The sequence below is a fragment of the Ferruginivarius sediminum genome, assembly GCF_003344765.1.
In the GTDB taxonomy this organism is placed as follows: Bacteria; Pseudomonadota; Alphaproteobacteria; order Kiloniellales; family Rhodovibrionaceae; genus Ferruginivarius; species Ferruginivarius sediminum.
This window is the reverse complement of the sequence record NZ_QPMH01000018.1, coordinates 1-19,118: the sequence shown is the minus strand read 5'-3', so window position 1 is coordinate 19,118 and position 19,118 is coordinate 1. Positions and strand designations below refer to the sequence as shown.

The 19,118-nt window shown below is 66.0% G+C and carries 16 protein-coding genes; 11 read left to right on the top strand and 5 right to left on the bottom strand.

The genetic code is table 11. The features are described from left to right. The first annotated feature begins 16 nt into the window (after positions 1-16). From DRB17_RS15585 to DRB17_RS15555, 7 genes are all read left to right on the top strand, one after another. Positions 17-3,022 (top strand): bifunctional [glutamine synthetase] adenylyltransferase/[glutamine synthetase]-adenylyl-L-tyrosine phosphorylase, encoded by a 3,006-nt coding sequence (locus tag DRB17_RS15585; protein WP_114583152.1) that lies wholly within the window; start codon positions 17-19, stop codon positions 3,020-3,022. Next, positions 3,019-3,483 (top strand): thioredoxin-dependent thiol peroxidase, encoded by a 465-nt coding sequence (bcp, locus tag DRB17_RS15580; protein WP_114583151.1) that lies wholly within the window; start codon positions 3,019-3,021, stop codon positions 3,481-3,483. The genes DRB17_RS15585 and bcp overlap by 4 nt, the downstream gene beginning before the upstream one ends. 150 nt (positions 3,484-3,633) lie before the next feature. Further along, positions 3,634-4,809 (top strand): iron-containing alcohol dehydrogenase, encoded by a 1,176-nt coding sequence (locus tag DRB17_RS15575; protein WP_161958849.1) that lies wholly within the window; start codon positions 3,634-3,636, stop codon positions 4,807-4,809. 312 nt (positions 4,810-5,121) lie between these two features. Next, a complete protein-coding gene (locus tag DRB17_RS15570; RefSeq protein ID WP_114583149.1) occupies positions 5,122-5,826 on the top strand; it encodes a corrinoid protein in 705 nt (234 codons plus the stop codon). A gap of 47 nt (positions 5,827-5,873) precedes the next feature. Beyond that, the gene (locus DRB17_RS15565) at positions 5,874-6,503 is read left to right on the top strand and encodes a DUF1638 domain-containing protein (protein WP_114583148.1); all 630 of its coding nucleotides are present in this window, start codon (positions 5,874-5,876) and stop codon (positions 6,501-6,503) included. A 4-nt stretch (positions 6,504-6,507) separates the two neighbouring features. Continuing rightward, positions 6,508-6,810, top strand: a complete 303-nt coding sequence (locus DRB17_RS15560) for a virulence factor (RefSeq protein ID WP_114583147.1) — start codon at positions 6,508-6,510, stop codon at positions 6,808-6,810. Positions 6,811-6,826: 16 nt separating this feature from the next. Further along, positions 6,827-7,789, top strand: coding sequence for a methylenetetrahydrofolate reductase (locus DRB17_RS15555; RefSeq protein ID WP_206607919.1), 963 nt, complete (start codon positions 6,827-6,829; stop codon positions 7,787-7,789). A 164-nt stretch (positions 7,790-7,953) separates the two neighbouring features. Here the strand turns inward: DRB17_RS15555 and fdhF are convergent, their stop codons facing one another. From fdhF to DRB17_RS15540, 3 genes are read right to left on the bottom strand one after another with little or no spacing between them, the layout of a single operon-like run. Beyond that, positions 7,954-10,725, bottom strand: coding sequence for a formate dehydrogenase subunit alpha (gene fdhF / locus DRB17_RS15550; protein ID WP_114583146.1), 2,772 nt, complete (start codon positions 10,723-10,725; stop codon positions 7,954-7,956). Further along, entirely contained in the window at positions 10,722-12,437 is a 1,716-nt protein-coding gene (locus DRB17_RS15545) for an NAD(P)H-dependent oxidoreductase subunit E (RefSeq protein ID WP_114583145.1), read from the bottom strand. Before DRB17_RS15545 ends, fdhF begins: the two co-directional genes overlap by 4 nt. 38 nt (positions 12,438-12,475) lie before the next feature. After that, positions 12,476-12,655 (bottom strand): DUF3553 domain-containing protein, encoded by a 180-nt coding sequence (locus tag DRB17_RS15540; protein WP_114583144.1) that lies wholly within the window; start codon positions 12,653-12,655, stop codon positions 12,476-12,478. Between the two features lie 198 nt (positions 12,656-12,853). Between DRB17_RS15540 and DRB17_RS15535 the strand changes: the two genes are divergently transcribed. The 4 genes from DRB17_RS15535 (at position 12,854) to DRB17_RS15520 (ending at position 16,520) form a co-directional block, all read left to right on the top strand. Then, complete coding sequence (locus DRB17_RS15535) at positions 12,854-13,498, top strand: histidine phosphotransferase family protein (RefSeq protein ID WP_161958848.1); 645 nt, start codon at positions 12,854-12,856, stop codon at positions 13,496-13,498. Positions 13,499-13,585: 87 nt separating this feature from the next. Further along, complete coding sequence (locus tag DRB17_RS15530; protein ID WP_241503862.1) at positions 13,586-13,915, top strand: ArsR/SmtB family transcription factor; 330 nt, start codon at positions 13,586-13,588, stop codon at positions 13,913-13,915. After that, entirely contained in the window at positions 13,912-15,138 is a 1,227-nt protein-coding gene (locus DRB17_RS15525) for an NADH:flavin oxidoreductase/NADH oxidase family protein (protein ID WP_114583141.1), read from the top strand. Before DRB17_RS15530 ends, DRB17_RS15525 begins: the two co-directional genes overlap by 4 nt. A gap of 362 nt (positions 15,139-15,500) precedes the next feature. Continuing rightward, complete coding sequence (locus tag DRB17_RS15520; protein WP_114583140.1) at positions 15,501-16,520, top strand: Fe(3+) ABC transporter substrate-binding protein; 1,020 nt, start codon at positions 15,501-15,503, stop codon at positions 16,518-16,520. Positions 16,521-16,593: 73 nt separating this feature from the next. On the opposite strand, the gene DRB17_RS15515 is transcribed toward DRB17_RS15520, so the two are convergent. Together DRB17_RS15515 and DRB17_RS15510 are read right to left on the bottom strand one after the other, a co-directional pair. Continuing rightward, complete coding sequence (locus tag DRB17_RS15515) at positions 16,594-16,815, bottom strand: hypothetical protein (protein ID WP_114583139.1); 222 nt, start codon at positions 16,813-16,815, stop codon at positions 16,594-16,596. Between the two features lie 203 nt (positions 16,816-17,018). Next, positions 17,019-18,854, bottom strand: coding sequence for an ABC transporter permease (locus DRB17_RS15510; protein WP_114583138.1), 1,836 nt, complete (start codon positions 18,852-18,854; stop codon positions 17,019-17,021). Positions 18,855-19,118: the final 264 nt, after the last annotated feature.

Below are 19,118 nucleotides of genomic sequence, written 5' to 3'. Positions count from 1 at the left end.
AACCGGGCCATAGCGGATGCCGCACGAGCTCTCCTACCTGTCCACACCCGATAGCCTCCCGAAGGTCGGCAACGCCGAACGCGCTGCCCGGGGACTCGAACACTGGCGCGAGGCGGCGGATCGGCTGGACGATCCCGATCTCGCCAGGTTCGCGCACGACCTTGCGGCGGATCCGTTCGGCAAGGCGCTGCTGGAGGCAGTCTTTTCGAACAGCCCGTTCCTGACGCAATGCATTCTAAACGATATCCTCGCCCTGCGTGAATTCCTGACGAACGGGCCCGAGGCCCTGCTGCACGGGGCGCTGCGCGAGGCGCTGGAAGATGCCGCCTTTTCGCGCGAGCGAGAGACGTGCATGGCGATCCTGCGCCGCGCGCGCCGACGCGCCGCGCTGGCCGTGGCGCTGGCCGATCTTGCCGGCGGCTGGTCGCTGGTGCAGGTGACCGAGGCGCTTTCCGATTTCGCCGACGCGGCGGTGGATGCGGCGCTTTCGCACCTGCTGCTCCGCGCGCGGGAGCGCGGTGACATCGAGCTTGCCGACGAAACCCGCCCGACAAAGGATTGCGGGCTGGTCGTCCTGGCGATGGGCAAGCTGGGTGCGCGGGAACTCAACTATTCCTCCGACATCGACCTGATCGTCATCCACGACCTGGATCGCGCCCGCTACCGGGGCCGCAAGGACGTACACGACTTCTTCGTCCGGATCACGAGAGATATGGTGCGGATCCTGGAGGATCGCACCCGCGACGGCTACGTCGCGCGGGTCGACCTTCGCCTGCGGCCGGATCCCTCGGCGATGCCGGTCGCGATTTCGATCTCCGCCGCCGAGACCTATTACGAAAGCCTGGGCCAGAACTGGGAGCGGGCGGCCATGATCAAGGCGCGCGCCTGCGCAGGTGACCTTGCGCTGGGGCGCGAGTTCCTGTCGGTCCTGCGTCCGTTCGTCTGGCGCAAGCATCTGGATTTCTGGGCCATCCAGGACGTGCATTCGATCAAGCGGCAGATCCACGCCAATCGTGGCGGGAGTACCGTCACCGTCGCCGGGCACGATATCAAGGTGGGCCGGGGCGGCATCCGCGAGATCGAGTTCTATGCCCAGACGCAGCAGCTTATCTGGGGCGGGCGCGACCCCGACCTGCGGGCACCACGCACGGTCGATGCGCTGAACGCGCTGGCGGGGGCGGGCCATGTCTCGCGGGAGGATGCCGACGCGCTTATCGCGGCCTACACCTATCTTCGCCGGCTGGAGCACCGCCTGCAGATGGTCAACGACCAGCAGACGCAGACCCTGCCGGAGGACGAGCAGAGCCTCGGCGAAATCGCCGCGTTCATGGGACATGACGACGCCAGGGCGTTCAGCCACGAATTGCTACAATACCTGCACACCGTGGAGGATCGCTACGCCGGGTTGTTCGAGGAGGCGCCGTCGCTTTCCGGGTCCGGCAATCTGGTGTTCACCGGCGGCGAGGCCGATCCCGAGACGGTGAAGACGCTGGCCAGGCTGGGATTCAACGACGGCGAGCGGGTGTTCCATATCGTCGCCAACTGGCACCGGGGCCGCTACCGCGCCATGCGCAGCCGCCGCACGCGCGAAATCCTGACCGAGCTGGTGCCGACCCTGCTGGAAGCGCTGGGCCGCACGGCCAATCCCGACGCTGCACTGGCGAAGTTCGACGAGTTCGTTGCCGGCCTGCCGGCGGGCGTACAGCTTTTCTCCATGCTCTACCAGAATCCCCGGCTGCTGGACCTGCTGGCGCAGATCGTCGGCGCGGCGCCGGCGCTGGCCGACCACCTGGGCCGCAAGCCGGGCCTGCTGGAGGCGGTCCTGACACCCGGTTTCTTCGAGGCCGTGCCGGATCGCGAGGCCCTGCGGGAGGACCTGGAGCAGCTGCTGCAGGATGCGCGTGATTTCGAGGACGTGCTGGACATCGCCCGGCGCTGGACCGGCGACCGCAAGTTCCAGGTCGGCGTCCACATGCTGGAGGCCGGGCATGACATCGACGAGACCGGGCGGGCGCTGAGCGATATTGCGGAGGTGGTGCTGGCCTGCCTGTGGCCCCGCGTGCTGGCCGAGTTCGCGGCGCTCCACGGCGAACTGCCGCCACCCGGCATGGCGGTGGTGGCGCTGGGCAAGCTGGGCGGGCGCGAACTGACGATCTCAAGCGATCTCGACCTCGTGCTCCTGGCCGAGACCGATCCGGACGCCCAGCAGTCCGACGGGCGCAAGCCACTGGAGCCAGGGCGTTATTTCACGCGCCTGGCGCAGCGGTTTATCAACGCGATCACCGCGATGACGGCGGAAGGCCGGCTCTACGACGTCGACATGCGCCTGCGGCCTCAGGGCGAGGGCGGGCAACTCGTGGCGACGCTGGCCGGATACCGGAAGTACTACGAATCCGACGCCTGGGTGTGGGAGCATATGGCGCTGACACGCGCCCGCGCGGTCGTGGGGGGGGCCGAATTTCGCGGGCGCATCGACGATGCGGTCCGGGAAATCCTCACCCGTCCTCGCGAGCCGGGGGCTTTGCTTGCGGCGGTGCATGACATGCGCCAGCGCATCGCCAAGGAGCATCCGGCGAGAAGCGACTGGCACGTCAAATATATCCGCGGTGGCTTGATCGACCTGGAGTTCCTGGCCCAGACCTTACAGCTTCAATATGCCCACGCGCACCCCGGTGTGCTGGCGCAGGGAACGCAGGACGCCTTCTCCGCGCTGGCCGATGAAGGCATCCTGACGCCGCAGCGCGCGGAGTTCCTGATCTCCGCGACCCGGCTGATGCGGCGCGTGCAGGGTCTGCTGCGCCTGATGGCCGGCAGCGCGTTCGATGAGGCCACGGCGCCCGAGGGGCTGAAGGCGCAACTGGCCGCCGCTTGCGGATGCGCCGATTTCGAGGCCCTGCGCGAGCGCGTGTTGGCCACGGCCGAACAGGTGCACCATATTTTCCGCGAGCTTATCGAAGACCCCGCGGCGGCCGCCGCCCCGGACGAGAACCAAGGCGAGAACAGTAAGGAGAGCCGTACATGAGCCTCGACGTGGGAGACAGCGCCCCCGACTTTTCCCTGCCGCGCGACGGCGGCGGGACGATGACGCTGGCCGACCTGAAGGGGAAGCCGACCGTCCTTTACTTCTATCCCAAGGACGACACACCCGGCTGCACGAAGGAGGCCTGCGGCTTCCGCGATGCCTGGCAGGACGTGAGCGATCACGGCATCCAGGTGATCGGCGTCAGCAAGGATTCGCCGAAGCGCCACGACAACTTCAAGGCCAAGTACGAGTTGCCGTTCCCGCTGATTGCCGACGAGCAGGGCGAGCTGTGCGAGGCTTTCGGCGTCTGGAAGGAAAAGAACATGTACGGCAAGAAGTCGATGGGCATCGAGCGCTCGACCTTCCTGCTGGACGGCGACGGCGTCATCCGCAAGGTCTGGCGCAAGGTGAAGGTGGACGGCCACGTCGACAAGCTGCTGGAGGCCGCCAAGGCTCTCTAGATACGAGACCGCGATTTACGGATCAGGATGAAATAGGATGTTTCAACCCGATCCGATCGCGCTCTGAGGCCGCTTTCCGTCGTATCCGCGAAATCCCGACCCGCCCGGCGGCCGCTATCCTCGCGGCGGTTCATGCGAAGGGGGCGGCAGGTGACGGCGGATAGTCAGACATCATACCGGGGTGACTGGAGCTGGCCGGCGCCGACGCGGTTCGGCGCCGGCCGCATCGACGAGCTTGCACGGGCTTGCGCCGAGCTTCGCCTCACGCGGCCGCTCGTCGTTATCGATCCCGGTGTGGCGGCGTTGCCGCCGCTGGCTGCCGCGCTTGAAAGCTTGCCCGAACACCGGCGCTTTGACGCCGTACGGGGCAATCCGGACGAGGCCAGCGTGGCCGAGGCCGTCGGGGTCTACCGCGATGGCGGGCATGACGGCGTGATCGCCGTGGGCGGGGGCAGCGCGCTTGACACCGGCAAGGCCGTGGCACTGCTGGCTTTGCAGACTCGTGACCCCTGGGACTTCATGTTCGGCCGGCCAATGCCGGATGATGCCGCGCCCGTGCAGCCGGTGGTGGCGGTGCCGACGACGGCGGGCACGGGCTCCGAATTCTCGGCCTCGGCCGTGGTGGTGGAGCCGGCGGCGCATGCCAAGCGCAGTCTGTGGCATCCCGACCTGCTGCCGCGCCGCGTCATCCTGGATCCGGCGCTGACGCTGTCACTGCCGCGGCACCTGACGATCTGGACCGGCCTCGACGCGCTGATCCACAATCTGGAGGCCTATCTGGCGCCGGGCCATCATCCGATGGCGGATGCCGTGGCCCTGTCGGCGATTTCGCGCATCGCCGACGCGCTGCCGCGTCTGGCCGCGACACCGGCAGATCTGGACGCGCGGGCCGAAATGCTGGCGGCATCGGCGATGGGCGCGGCGGCCTTCGACAAGGGGCTGGGTGGGGTGCATGCGCTCTCGCACGCGGTTTCCGCCGCCTGCGACACCCATCACGGCCTGACCAACGCCGTGCTGCTGCCTTACGTGCTGCGCTTCAACCTTGGCGCGGCGGAGGCCCGCATGGCCGAGATCGCCCGTGGCCTGAACCTGCGCGAGACGAGCGGCGAGGCGCTGATCGGCTGGGTCGAAAGCTTCAACGCGGCGCTCGACATTCCGCGCAGCCTGGCGGAAATCGGCGCTACGGGGGCGGATTCGCGGATGATGGCGCGAGTCGCGGTCGAAGATGCCAACGCCGCCGCCAATCCGCGTCCGTTGAACATCGAGTCCGTCACGGCGATCCTGGATCGGGCGCTTTCCGGCGCTATCGCGCAAGTCTTTCGCTAATTGGAACAGCATGTTACCGCGGCGCACACAGTCGGATACGCGTGTTCGGCACGATTAACTTGGTTTCAATACTTTACCACTTCTTTGCTAACAAGGCCGTTAATGGCTTGTCGCGAGCGCCGGTGAGCATCGGCGGAAGGTGTGTCCATCACTACACAGATTGGCGAAATCGGCCCCGATTTCAGGGCGTTGTCGCATTTCGAACAGCGGAAGTCGCGCCAGCGGCAGCCATGACCCGCCCCTTACGCGCGAAATAATCGCAAGCACCGCGGCGAAAGGCCGCGCGAACATTTTGACGAAGAGGTGTTGGGGATGAGCGACGGCGACGATCTCGATCTGCGCGAGTTGGATGACGACGAACTCGTCAAGCAGATGCAGGACGACCTGTACGACGGTCTGAAGGACGAGGTCGTCGAAGGCGTGGAAATCCTGCTGGAGCGCGGTTGGGCGCCGTACAAGATCCTGACCGAGGCCCTGGTCGAGGGCATGCGGATCGTCGGTATCGACTTCCGTGACGGCATCCTCTTCGTGCCTGAAGTGCTGATGAGCGCCAACTCGATGAAGGCGGGGATGTACATCCTGCGCCCGCTGCTGGCCCAGACCAATGCGCCGAAGATGGGTAAGATGGTCATCGGCACCGTCAAGGGCGATATCCACGACATCGGCAAGAACCTGGTGTCGATGATGATGGAGGGGGCCGGCTTCGAGGTCATCGACATCGGCATCAACAACCCTGTGGAGAAATACCTGGAAGCGATCGAGGAGCATAAGCCCGACATCCTGGGCATGTCGGCGCTGCTCACCACGACCATGCCGTATATGAAGGTCGTGATCGACGCGATGGTCGAAAAAGGCATCCGCGACGATTATATCGTCATGGTGGGCGGTGCGCCGCTGAACCAGGAGTTCGCCGACGCCGTCGGGGCCGACGCCTACTGCCGCGACGCCGCCGTCGCGGTGGAAACGGCCAAGCGCCTGATCCATCAGTTCCACAACCGGCTGGCAGCCGCGCAGTAGCGTAGGCCTGCACCGTCCGCACCGCGACGAACGGTGGGAGAAGTGGCATGGCCGTGTCTGCCGCCACCACGAACGCGACCGCGCGTCCCCGCGTTCTCTTGCTTGCGTGCGGGGCACTGGCGCGAGAGGTCATCGACCTGATCCGGCGGGAAGAGTGGTCTCACATGGAGATCACCTGCCTGCCGGCGATCTGGCACAATACGCCGCAAAAGATTCCTGATGGGGTGCGCCAGAAGATCCGCGCGGCCAAGCCGCACTACGACAAGATCTACGTCCTCTATGCCGACTGCGGCACGGGCGGGCTGCTCGACCGCGTTTTGGAGGAAGAGGGGGTGGAGCGGCTGCCGGGTCCGCATTGCTACGCGACTTTCGCAACGCAGAAGCGCTTCAATGCAATGGCGGACGACGACCCGACCTGCTTCTACCTGACCGACTTCCTGACCCGCCACTTCGAGCGCTTCATCATCGAGGGACTTGGCATCGACCGTCACCCGGAACTGGCCGAAATCTATTTCGGAAATTACTCGACACTGGTCTATCTGGCGCAGACCGACACCCCGGAACTGGATGCCAAGGCGCAGGCGGCGGCGGCGCGTCTCGGACTTGCCTACCGGCGCGAGGATACCGGCTATGGCGAGCTTAAGACCTTCATGAAGCAGGCCAGTCAGGGGGCGTGACGCAATGGCGAAAATGACGGTCGTCTACTGGCGGGATATACCGGCCCAAGTCATAGTTAAAACAGGGCGCAAGACGGCAAGGCGCCCCCTTTCCGAACGTTTCGAGAAGGCGATCGACCGCGCCGCCATGAAGGCGAAGCTGCGGGATACCGATTCGTACCTGGCGGAATGGAAGAGGGGCGCCCCGGTGGATTGCGGGGACGATCTGGAAGACGAGGCGCGTGTGGCGGCCGAACGTCTGGAAAGCGACTACCCCGACGACCGACTGAACACCCTCGTCGCCGCGGGCGGCGTGGAACAGGCCTGAGAGAAGGACCCGAGCCATGAGCCTATTCAGTCAGCGCGCCGCCCGCCAGCAGCACCAGCAGGCTGCCATGCCCGCCGGCCGCAAGCAGCAGATCGTCGATTTCGTCTCGGACTACTCGATCGAGACGACGCCGGGTTCGGCCGCGAAAACCCCTGACTATAGGGAGCACCTGCACGAGGGAACCAAGGTCGCCGTGACCTTCCTGCCTGGCTCGGACTATCGCGATACGGTTGCGACCGCCAAGCGCCTGCGCGAGGAGGGTATGGAGCCCGCCCCGCACATCGCCGCACGCTCGCTGAAGGACAAGGCGCAGCTTGAGGATTACCTGACCCGCCTGCGAAACGAGGCGGGCATCACCAAGGTGGTCGTGCTGGCCGGCGCGGTGGACAGTCCCGTGGGCGAGTTCTCGGATTCGATGCAGCTTCTGGACACCGGGCTCTTCGATGCTCATGGCATCAAGACCATCGGCGTTGCCGGCCATCCCGAGGGCAGTCCCGACATCCCGGAGCAGGCCGTCTGGCAGGCGCTGCGCTGGAAGCAGGAGTTCGCCAAGCGCACCGACGCCGAGATGTATATCTGCACCCAGTTCGTCTTCGAGGCGCAGCCGGTGATTGACTGGGACAAGGCCGTCCGGCGCGAGGGCGTCGACCTGCCTGTGCATATAGGTGTGCCCGGCCTGGCGACGCTGAAGACGCTGATCAACCACGCGCGCGCCTGCGGCGTGGGGCCGTCCATGCGCTTCCTGACGCGTCAGGCGAAGAACGTGACCAAGCTGATGACCGTGAACGCGCCGGACCTGCTCGTCTCCGATCTGGCGAAGTATGCGGCCGAGGATCCGGATTGCGGCATCAAGCGCGTGCACATGTACCCGCTGGGCGGCATGCGCCGCTCAGCCGCCTGGGCCAATGCCGTCGCCGAGGGCGACTTCCAGATGAAGGCCGACGGCCGCAGCTTCGAGGTGAACCGCGATATCGGGTAAAGCTCGCGGCCGGCTTCTGCCATCCGTCGACGAAAAACCCCGGCTGCCAGAGTGGTAGCCGGGGTTTTTCTTTTGTGGCGCCGCAAAAGGCGTTTATTCCGCGAGCCTGAAGAATAGCACGGGGAAGCGGCGTTATCCCTTGCCGCTTCCCCGGCAGGTCATCGTTACTCGGCCGCCACCTGCTCCTGTACGGCTTCCACTTTCGCCGCGCAGAACTTGAACTCCGGGATCTTCCCGTACGGATCGAGCTGCGGGTTGGTCAGCACGTTGGCCGCGGCCTCGGCATAGCAGAACGGGATGAACACCACGTTCGCGGGCACGTCGCGGTCGCCACGCACCGTCAGTTCAACCTCGCCGCGGCGGGTAGACACGCGGACACGATCACCCGGGTTCCAGCCGCGCAGCTTCAGCTCACGCGGGTTCATGGAGGCGACGGCCTCCGGCTCCAGGCTGTCGAGGATGCTGGCACGCCGGGTCATGGCGCCGGTGTGCCAGTGTTCGAGCTGCCGGCCGGTAGTGAGGATCATCGGATACTCGTCGTCCGGCACCTCGTCCGGCGGAACCAGGTCCACCGCCCGCATTCCGCCGCGGCCGGACTCCGTCGGAAAGCCCTCGCCGAAGAGGATCTCGTTGCCGGGCTTGTCCGGCGCGTCGCAGGGGTAGGTGACGCAGTCCTCGCGGTCCAGCCGCTCCCAGCTGATGTTCTTCAGCGACGGCATGACCTGCGCCATCTCGTTGAACACGTCGCCCGGATACGTGTACTGCCAGTTCAGACCGATCCGGCGGGCGAGGTCCTGGATGATCTCCCAGTCCTGTCGTGCCTCGCCGGGTAGCTTCAACGCGGGCCGGCCCATCTGTATCTGCCGGTTCGTGTTGGTGTAGGTGCCCGACTTTTCATGCTGCGCGCTGGCCGGCAGGATCACGTCGGCGTGCCAGGCCGTCTCGGTGAGGAAAATCTCCTGCACGACGAGGTGGTCGAGCATCGCGAGAGCCTCGCGGGCATGCCTCTGGTCGGGATCCGACATCGCCGGATTCTCGCCCATGATGTACATGCCCTTGATCTTGCCGTCGTGGATCGCGTTGATGATCTCGACCACCGTCAGGCCGGCCTGGCCGTCCAGCTTGGTGCCCCAGAACTGCTCGTACTTCTTCTGGAAGTCGGCGTTGGTGACCGGCTGGTAGTCCGGGTAGACCATCGGGATCAGGCCGGCGTCGGAAGCGCCCTGCACGTTGTTCTGGCCGCGCAGCGGGTGCAGGCCGGTGCCGGGGCGTCCGATGTGGCCCGTCGACAGCGCCAGGTTGATCAGCGAGCGGTTGTTGTCGGTGCCATGCACGTGCTGGCTGACGCCCATGCCCCAGAAGATGATGGAGGCCCTGGACTTGGCATAGGTGCGTGCCACGTCGCGCAGCGTCTCGGCGTCGATGCCGCAGATGCCGGCCATCTTCTCGGGCGGGAACTCCTTCACCTTCTCGCGCAGTTCCTCGACGCCGTCGGCGTGGGCCTGGATGTACTGCGTATCCTCCAGCCCCTCGTCGAAGATGACATGCAGCATCGCGCTCAGCATCGCGACGTCGGTGCCCGGGTTGAACTGCAGGTTCTTGTAGGCGTAGCGGCCAAGCTGCTGGTTGAAGCGCGGGTCCATGACGATCAGCTTGGTACCGTTCTTCGCGGCCTGCTTCATGTAGCTGGCGGCCACCGGGTGATTCTCGCTGGGCCGCGCACCGATCACGATGACGCATTCCGCGTCCAGCGCCGCGCTGAACGGCGCCGTCACCGCGCCGGAGCCGATGTTCTCCATCAGCGCCGCTACCGAGGAGGCATGGCACAGCCGCGTGCAATGGTCGACGTTGTTGGTGCCGAAGCCCACGCGGACCAGCTTCTGGAAGAGGTAAGCCTCCTCGTTCGTGCCCTTGGCCGAACCGAAGCCGGAGAGCGCCCCGCCGCCGTGCATGTCGCGGATGGCCTTGAGCCCGCTGGCGGCCTTCTCCATCGCCTCTTCCCAGGTTGCTTCACGGAAATGCGTCCAGGGGTTGGCGGAGTCGATCTGGATATCGCCGCTCTTCGGCGCGTCCTCGCGGCGGATCAGCGGCTTCGTCAAGCGGTGCGGATGACGGCTGTAGTCGTTGCCGTAGCGGCCCTTGACGCACAGGCGTTGCTCGTTCGACGGACCGTTGCGACCGTCCACCGACAGGATGCGGTCGTCCTTGACGTTATAAGTGACCTGACAGCCGACACCGCAGTAGGGGCACACGCTGTCAACGGAGTAGTCCGGCCACTCCGTGCGCACCTGGTTGTCGTCCAGCAGGCTGGCACTCATCAGCGCGCCGGTCGGGCAGGCCTGCACACACTCGCCGCAGGCCACACAGGTGCTCTCGCCCATGGGATCGTCGAAGTCGAAGATCACCTTGGAATCGTGGCCGCGATAGGCCATGCCGATGACGTCGTTGACCTGGACCTCGCGGCAGGCGCGCACGCAGAGATTGCAGTGGATGCAGGCATCCAGGTTGACCGCCATTGCCGGGTGCGAGACGTCGGGCGCCGGCTGCTCGCGTTTGGGGAAGCGGCTGTCCTCCAACCCGATATTCCCGGTCCAGTGCCAGAAGGTGCTGTCCGGGTCGTGCGCCTGTGTCTTCGCGGGCTGGTCGGCCAGCAGCAGCTCGAACACCATCTCGCGCGACTTCTTCGCGCGCTCGCTGGCGCTCTTCACCTTCATGCCCTCGGTGGGCTTGCGGATGCACGAGGCGGCGAGGACGCGCTCGCCCTCCACCTCGACCATGCAGGCGCGGCAGTTGCCGTCGGGCCGGTAGCCCGGCTCGGGACGGTGGCACAGGTGCGGGATCTCGACGCCTTCTCGGTGGGCGACCGCCCAGATGGTCTCGCCGGGCTCGGCCTCGACCGTGCGCCCGTCCAGTTCGAAGTGGATCTTCTCGCTCATCGCAGATCCTCCGGGAAGAACTTGATGACGCAGTCCACCGGGTTCGGCGCGGCCTGGCCCAGGCCGCAGATGGAGGCGTCGCGCATAACCTTGGACAGGTCGGCCAGAAGCGCCGTGTCCCATTTCTCCTGTTGCAGCAGCTTGACCGCCTTCTCGGTGCCGTTGCGGCAAGGCGTGCACTGCCCGCAGCTCTCGTCCTCGAAGAAGCGCATCAGGTTCAGCGCCGCAGCCTTGATGTCGTCCTTGTCGGACAGCACCACCACGGCGCCCGAGCCAAGGAAGCAGCCGTACTCGTCAAGCGTGCCGAAATCGAGCGGGATATCCGCGTGCGAGGCCGGCAGGATGCCGCCCGAGGCGCCGCCCGGCAGATAGCCCTTCAGGGTATGGCCCTCGGACATTCCGCCGCAGAACTCGTCCACCAGCTCGCGCAGGGTGATACCGGCCGGTGCCAGCTTGACGCCCGGCTCCTTCACCCGGCCGGAGACCGAGAACAGGCGCAGGCCGTGGCTGCCGTTGCGCCCCTGGCCAGCGAACCAGTCCGGGCCCTTCTCCACGATATCGCGGACCCAGTACATCGTCTCGACGTTGTTGGTCAGCGTGGGCTTGCCCCACAGGCCGACCTCGGCGGCGAACGGCGGCTTGTGGCGGGGCAGGCCGCGCTTGCCCTCGATGCTTTCCAGCATCGCCGATTCCTCGCCGCAGATGTAGGCTCCTGCGCCGCGACGCAGGACAATGCGGGTGTGTCCGTTCAATCCCTCGGCGACCGCGCGGTCGAGCGCCTGACGCAGGATTTCGTGCACCTGCGGGTACTCGTCGCGCAGGTAGATGTAGCAGGCCTCAGCATCGACCGCCAAACAGGCGATCAGAGTGCCCTCGATGAAGCGGTGCGGGTCGCGCTCCATGCACCAGCGGTCCTTGAAGGTGCCGGGCTCGCCCTCGTCGGCGTTGATGGCGACATAGCGCGGGTGCGCCTGCTGGCGCACGATGCTCCACTTCTTTCCGGTCGGAAAACCGGCGCCGCCCAGGCCGCGCAGTTTGGAATCGGATAGCGCCTGGATGACGGTGTCGGCGTCCGTCTCGCCGCGCAGACAACGCCGCAGCAAGCCGTAGCCGCCCTCGGCGACGTAGGCGTCGAAGTCGATAGGCTTCGGCGTCTCGGCCAGGGTGGCTCCGGTCTCCGCGGCCTCCACCAGCTTTGCGATGTCGGCGTGGTCGACGAAGCCATGGCCGACCTCGGCGACCGGCGCCTCGGCGCAGCGGCCCATGCAGGGCGCGCGCACGACGCGCACGCGCTCGCCCACCGCCTGCGGCAGCTTTTCCAGGATCTCCTGCGCGCCGTTCATCTCGCAGGTGATGCTGTCGCACACGCGGATTGTCAGCGGGGCGGGATCCGGCTCGCCGTCCATCACGATGTCGAAGTGGGCGTAGAATGACGCCACCTCGTACACCGCCGCCATCGGCAGCCGCATCTCCTCGGCCAGCGCCTGCAGGTGGCGGGCGTGGAGGCAGCCGTGCGTGTCCTGCAGCAGATGGAGGTGCTCGATAAGCAGATTGTGCTCGCGCGGGCGGTCGCCGAGAAGTTCGCGGACCTCGTCGGTGGCCTGCGGATCCGGCTGCCGGCCCTTGGGCTGCGGCGGCGTGCGCCGGCGGCCGGAGCCCGGATGGATCATCCGCTCAAGCGGCCGGTCTGAGGAAGCATTGCCTTCAGGCATGATTGCTGTTTCCGTCTTCCCAGTCTGCGTATCGGCCTCTACTGCCGGTCCTCGTCCACAACCTCGAGGTCCGCGTGGTCGATATCGATCAGTTGTTTTCCCATGTTCTCGAAGTTCACGGTCACGCGGTTGCCGATGGCGGACTGAACCTGCCCCACGCCCCACTCGGGAGCCTGTGGATTCCGGACCAGCACGCCCGGCGCCAAGTCGTGCCTCATGACCTCACCCTTCGATACGGTTGGGCAGTCTAGTGCCCGCAGCGCGTCATCCAAAAGACTCAAAGCGACATCCTAAAGGGCCGCAGCGACAGACTTTCGCCGCGGGAGTGCGCTCGCTTCGGGATTATCCCGGCGGCGGGGTTGTCTCCCCGGTTCCCGCTCGCCAGGATGCGCGGGAACAGGGGGAGAGCGTCGGGCATGGATCTTCAGGTCGATCTGCGCATTGCCGAGTTGCTGTCATCGCGGCTCTGTCACGATTTGGTCAGTCCGATCGGGGCGGTCAATAACGGCATGGAACTGATGGAGGAGGACCCGGACCCTGATATGATGGGGGACGCGGTTCGCCTGATCTCCGGCTCCGCGCGACAGGCGCTGGCCGTTGTCCAGTTCTATCGTCTGGCATATGGCCGGGCAGGGCACCGCGTAGACGCCGATCCCGGGCAGCTTCGCCAGCTTGCCGAGGGATTCGCCGCGCCTCACAAGTCGACGCTGGTCTGGCGCGCCGACGACCTGGGCGCCGCGCCCGACGGGTCGGGCAAGCTCCTCCTCAACATGATTGCGCTTGGGCTGGAGGCACTGCCGCGCGGCGGTGAGTTGACGGCGGAGGTGACGGCGGGCGACCGGCCCCGTGTCGCCGTGACCGCCGCTGGACGCGATGCCGGCCTGCGACCGGAAAGCCGCGCTGCCTTGTCTGACGACATCGATTTCGAGGAGCTGACGCCCCGCTCGGTCCAGGGCCACTTCACCTGGTTGCTGGCCCGGCGAATGGGCGGAAAGTTGGAAACCGACGTGCCCGAGGAAGGCCGCGTCGTCATGTCCGTCCCAATCGGTTCGGCAGCTTAATCCGCAAATTTGGGAAGGTGTCGGATGGTTCGGTTCAAGGTTCGGCTTGACACGAATCTATAAATCGCTATTTCTCGATATATGGATATGAATGAAGCCCTGATGGCCTTGGACAATCCGATTCGCCGCCGGATCTTGGTTTGGTTGAAGGACCGGTCGAATTTCCCGCCGCCACTGCCGGAGCATGCGGACGTGGACGGTGTCTGCGTCGGCTACATTCAGGAAAAGGCGGGCGTGTCGCAGTCCACCATCTCGACGTACATGAGCCTGCTGAAGCGCGCCGGCCTCGTTGCTTCGGAACGCCACGGGCGCTTCACCTTCTATCGCCGCAACGAGCCGGCGATCAGAACCTTCCTGGATCGGCTTGGCGGCGAGATCGGCCAGGGCGGGCACAGCAGCGAGGATATTGATGAATGAGTGAAGCCGAGGCTTTTGCCAGCCCGCTGGAGCTGCCGTGCGGCGCCGTGATCAAGAACCGCATCGTCAAGCCGGCGATGTCGGATGGCCTGGGCGATGGCGCCGGCGGCGCCACGCAGGCGCAGGAGCGGCTTTACCGACGCTGGGCGCATGGTGGAGCGGGGCTTGTCCTGATCGGTGAAGTGCAGGTCGACCATCGCTACCCGGAACGACCCGGCAACCTGGCGCTGGACCGGATACAAAGCCCGGCGGCCATGACAGCGCTACGGCGGATGACGGCGGCAGGAACAGAGAACGGGACGCACTTCTGGGCGCAACTCGGACATGCCGGTGCGCTCACCTATGGTGGTGTGAACGACCGGCCGGCGGCGCCGTCTGCGGTGGAGGTGCGCGGCAACCACGCGCGGGAGATGTCGGAGGACGGGATCGCGGAGACCGTCGCCGGCTTTGCGCGTGCCGCTGCCACCGCGCGGGAAGGCGGTTTCACCGGCGTCGAGATCCACGCCGCCCACGGCTTTTTGCTAAGCCAGTTCCTCTCACCGCGATTCAACCGCCGCACGGATGGATGGGGCGGATCGCTGGTGAATCGGGCGCGGATGCTTATGGAGGTCATTCGCGCCGTTCGTGCCGCGGTGGGCCAGGCCTTTCCCGTTGGCGTCAAGCTGAACTCGGCGGACTTTTCCAAGGGCGGCTTCTCGATGGAGGAAAGCCGGCAGGTGACGGGATGGCTGAACGAGGAAGCCATCGACCTGCTGGAAATCAGCGGTGGTACGTACGAATCCGACGAATCCGGAGCCAGCGAATTGAAATCGGAGAGTACGCGGGCGCGTGAGGCGTTCTTCCTGGACTACGCCGATTCTATCCGGGATGTGTTCCACAAGCCGGTTCTCGTGACCGGGGGGCTGCGGACCCGCGCCGGGCTTGTCCAGGCACTCCAGTCCGGTTCCGCCGATCTCGTGGGAATGGCGCGCCCGCTGGCTGTCGAGCCGGACCTGCCGAGCCGTCTGATAGCCCGGCAGGCCGAGGGCGCACTTCGGGTCGAGGGCGGCTTTCCCGCGCAAATGCCGCCGGGCGCCGGCACGGCCTGGTATGGCGTGCAATTGATGCGTCTCGGCGATGGGCTGGAGCCCGATCTGACGCTGGATCCGACGCGCGCGCTCCAAATCTACGACGATCTCGACAGGCGCAAGGCCGCCGATTACCGCCTTTGCGAAGCCTGCTGACGGACAGCGCGGCCTCGGCCATCGTTCGCTGTTTGCCAAGCGATGAAAATGATAATGATTTGCAATTGCATTTGACTGGAGCCGCCGCTAGAGTGCGCGTCGATGCAGCGGGGCGGCCGCGCGCCAGTCCGGTTGGCATCGATCTCTCCTGTATGACTGACTTGCGGCCCCGTCGGCAAATATCCGGCGGGGCTTTTTTCACCTGCACGCGGCGACAAGCGTTCGCCTCGTCCAGCGCCACCCACATGCGGCAAAACGTCTTCAAACATGCCTTGATAATGCGAATGATTTGCATTATCGGTTGTGAACAGGTTTCAGGCGCGGACCATGCGCCGATGCGACAGGTAAAGAGGGGCTACGCGATGCGCGTGACGCTGACAGCATTGACCGCGGCGGCGACTGCCGTGGGCGTTGGCTTGGCGGCAGGGTCCGCCGCTGCGGAGGGCGACGTCAATATCTACTCGGCCAGGCACTACCAGACCGACGAGGCGCTCTATGAAGAGTTCACCGAGCGGACGGGCATCGACGTCAACCGCATTCAGGGCAAGAGCGACGCCCTGATCCAGCGGATCAAGAGCGAGGGACGGAACACGCCGGCCGACATCCTGATCACGGTCGACGCCGGACGCCTGTGGCGGGCCGAGGAGGCCGGCATTCTTGAGTCCGTCAGTTCCGATACCCTGGAAAGCCGCGTTCCGGCGCACTTTCGGCATCCCGACGGCAAATGGTTCGGCTACTCCACGCGCGCCCGGATCATATTTTACGACGCGCAGCGCTACGACGCGCCACCGGCTACCGCTTACGAGGATCTCGCGGACCCGGTGCTGAAGGGCGAGGTTTGCATCCGCTCCAGCTCCAACGTCTACAACCAGTCGCTGTTGGCCAGCATGATCGAACATCACGGGGCCGAAGAGGCCGAGACCTGGGCCCGCGGCGTCGTCGAGAACTTCGCGCGCGAGCCGGAAGGCGGCGACACGGACCAGATCCTCGGCGTGGCCGCCGGCGAGTGCGGTGTGGCCGTCGCCAACCATTATTACTACCTGCGTGTCATGGAGGAGCGGCCCGAACTATCGGAGAGCATCGGCGTCGTCTTCCCGAACCAGGACGGCCGCGGCGTGCACGTCAACATCTCCGGCGCCGGCAAGATCGCGAATGGCCCCAACCCGGAGAACGCGGTCCGCTTCCTGGAGTTCCTCGCCAGCGACTTTGCCCAGCGCCGTTTTGCCGACGGCAACAACGAGTACCCCGTCGTGGAAGGCGTGGCACCCAACACCAAGCTGAAGGACTTCGGCGAGTTCAAGGTGGACAACGTCAACGTGGCGGTTTACGGCGAGAACCAGCCCGAGGCGCAGATGATCTTCGACCGCGTCGGCTGGAAGTAACCCGATAGCGCCGACGAAGCACGGCGGGCTCCGCGAAATGGGGCCCGCCAATTTGCATCCGGGTTTTCCTTAACTAAGTGGCTTCGGGCGGCGAGTAGTGGACCGGCGCGACCGGGCGATAGTGTGCCGGGTCCAGAAGCCGGTCTGAATGAACCACCCGAACGTCGCCGGGATCGTCCACGCTGAAGACGTGTGCGCGTCCGTCGCTGCCGCGGGAGATGACCTGCCACAGCGTTGCCGCTTCGCCTGTGGGCAGGATCTCCTCGAAGCGGTCGCCCTCCTGGATATCGGCCACGATCTACACCCCTTACTGGGCAGGACGATCGCTCCGGGTCGCCAGCCTTTCGAGGCATTTTTCCACGACCTCGTTTGCCGGTGCCCGCATCCGACCTGCCAGTTCGACCATTTCATACGTGTCATCAGGATATTGGTCGGCCGCCAGCAGCGGGCAAGCCAACATCTCGGGCGGCGGGGGGACGAAAGACGATCTCCGGCAGGCTACATGCCCGACTTCCGGCTGCCCGGCCGGGACCTGGCGATGGTTTTCGACAGCAGGATGACCGGCAGGATACCGACCGCGACGATGGTCAGTGCCGCCGTCGATGCCTCGGTCAGGCGCTCGTCGGCGGCAAGGTTGTAGGCCTGGACCGCCAGCGTGTCGAAGTTGAACGGCCGCATCACAAGGGTTGCCGGCAGTTCCTTCATAACATCCACGAAAACCACCAGCCCCGCTGTCAGCATGGAGCCCCACATCATCGGTGCATGCACGCGCAGCAGCGTGCTGACGGGGCCGTGACCCAGGGCGCGGGCCGCGTCGTCCATGGTCGGCCGCACGCGCCCCAGGCTTGCCTCCATGGTATTCAGCGACACCGCCAGGAAGCGAACGATGTAGGCGAACACCAGGGCCGCGACGCTGCCCGTCAGCAGCAGCCCCGTGGAGATGCCCAGCGTGGCCCGCATCCAGGCGTCGAGCGCATTGTCGAAGGCGGCGAAGGGCAGCAGGACGCCGATAGCGATGACCGTGCCGGGAACCGCATAGCCCATGCCCGCCATGCGGTTTGCCAGGAAGGCGGCGCGGTTCGGCTGCAGCCGCACGGCATAGGCCATGACGGTCGCCAGGATGACGGCCAGGACGGCCGTGATGGTGGCCAGGCTGAACGAATTGAACGCCAGTTCCAGGAAGCGGGCGCCGAACTGCGCGTCGCCAGCCTCGACCGACATCTTCACCAGAATGAGGGCCGGCAGCAGGAAGCCGATGGTCAGCGGCAGGGCGCAGGCCAGCCACGCCGCCGCTGCCGTCGCGCCGTGAAGGCGATATCCCGGCAGCCGCTGATAGCGGGCCGAGGTGTGATGGTAGCGCGCCTTGCCCCGGTTATACCGCTCCAGCACCAGGATAATGAAGACGAACGCCAGCAGCACCGCCGCAAGCTGGGACGCGGCGATCCGGTCGCCGAACGACGTCCAGGCGCGCACGATGCCGGTCGTGAAGGTCTGCACGCCGAAGTAACTGACGGTGCCGAAATCGGCCAGGGTCTCCATTAGCGCCAACGACGTGCCGGCCACGATCGACGGGCGCGCCAGCGGCAGCGCGACGCGGAAGAAGCTGGACCAGCGCCCGCAACCCAGCGTGCGGCTGACCTCCAGCGCGCAGACCGACTGCTCCAGGAACGAGGCGCGCGCAAGAAGGTAGACATAAGGGTAGAGCACAAATGCCAGCATCACGATGGCGCCCGGCAGCGAGCGGATCTCCGGGAACCAGTATGCCCGCGGCCCCCAGCCGGTGATTTCCCGCAACGCCGTCTGCACGGGACCCGTGAACTGCAGGAAGTCGGTGTAGGTGTAGGCCATCACGTAGGCCGGCACCGCCAGCGGCAGGATCAGCGCCCACTCGAACACGCGGCGGCCGGGAAACCGGCAGATCGTCACCAGCCATGCCGTGCCCGTGCCGATGACGGGCACCAGCAATCCGACGCCCAGAACCAGCCACAGCGTGTTCCACAGATAGCGCGGCAGCACCGTGTCGACGAGATGGCCCCAGACGTTGGATTCGCTGGGGGTAAGAAGCTGCGCGACGACGGTCAGCACCGGGATGGCCAGCAGGGCGGCGACCGCAACGGCGATCCAGGTCAGCACGCCGGGCCGGCGCCCGGCCCGCCACAGGCGCCGTGCGCCGCCACCGGACGGCGTCGTCGCGCCCGTGCCGGCCGGCCCGGGTACCTCGCCGCCCGGCTCGTCGAGGGGCAGGGTGGTCGCCTGCACCTCGGCGGTCAGCGGCCGCGTCGCGGCGCCGTCGGTCTCTCCGCGCTGAATCTGTTCGTCGGTGATTCCGCTCATTGCCCGTGCCGTTGAACCCGCTGCATCGCCGGAGCCCACGCTCCGCCGTGCCGAACAACACATAAGGTGAAAAGCGTCGCATGTGAATGCGAAGCATTCTTACTTCTTGATTTTCCGGACTACGCCCTTCCAAAACCCCCGCGCACCTGTCGCCCACTCTCATGTCCGTGTTTTCAAGGTGTAGGCGCGTAGGTTCTGCTCCGAAAGGCTCAATCCGAAGTAATGCGTAGTGATGAACGCTCCGAGACAAGGGGACCAGGGCGC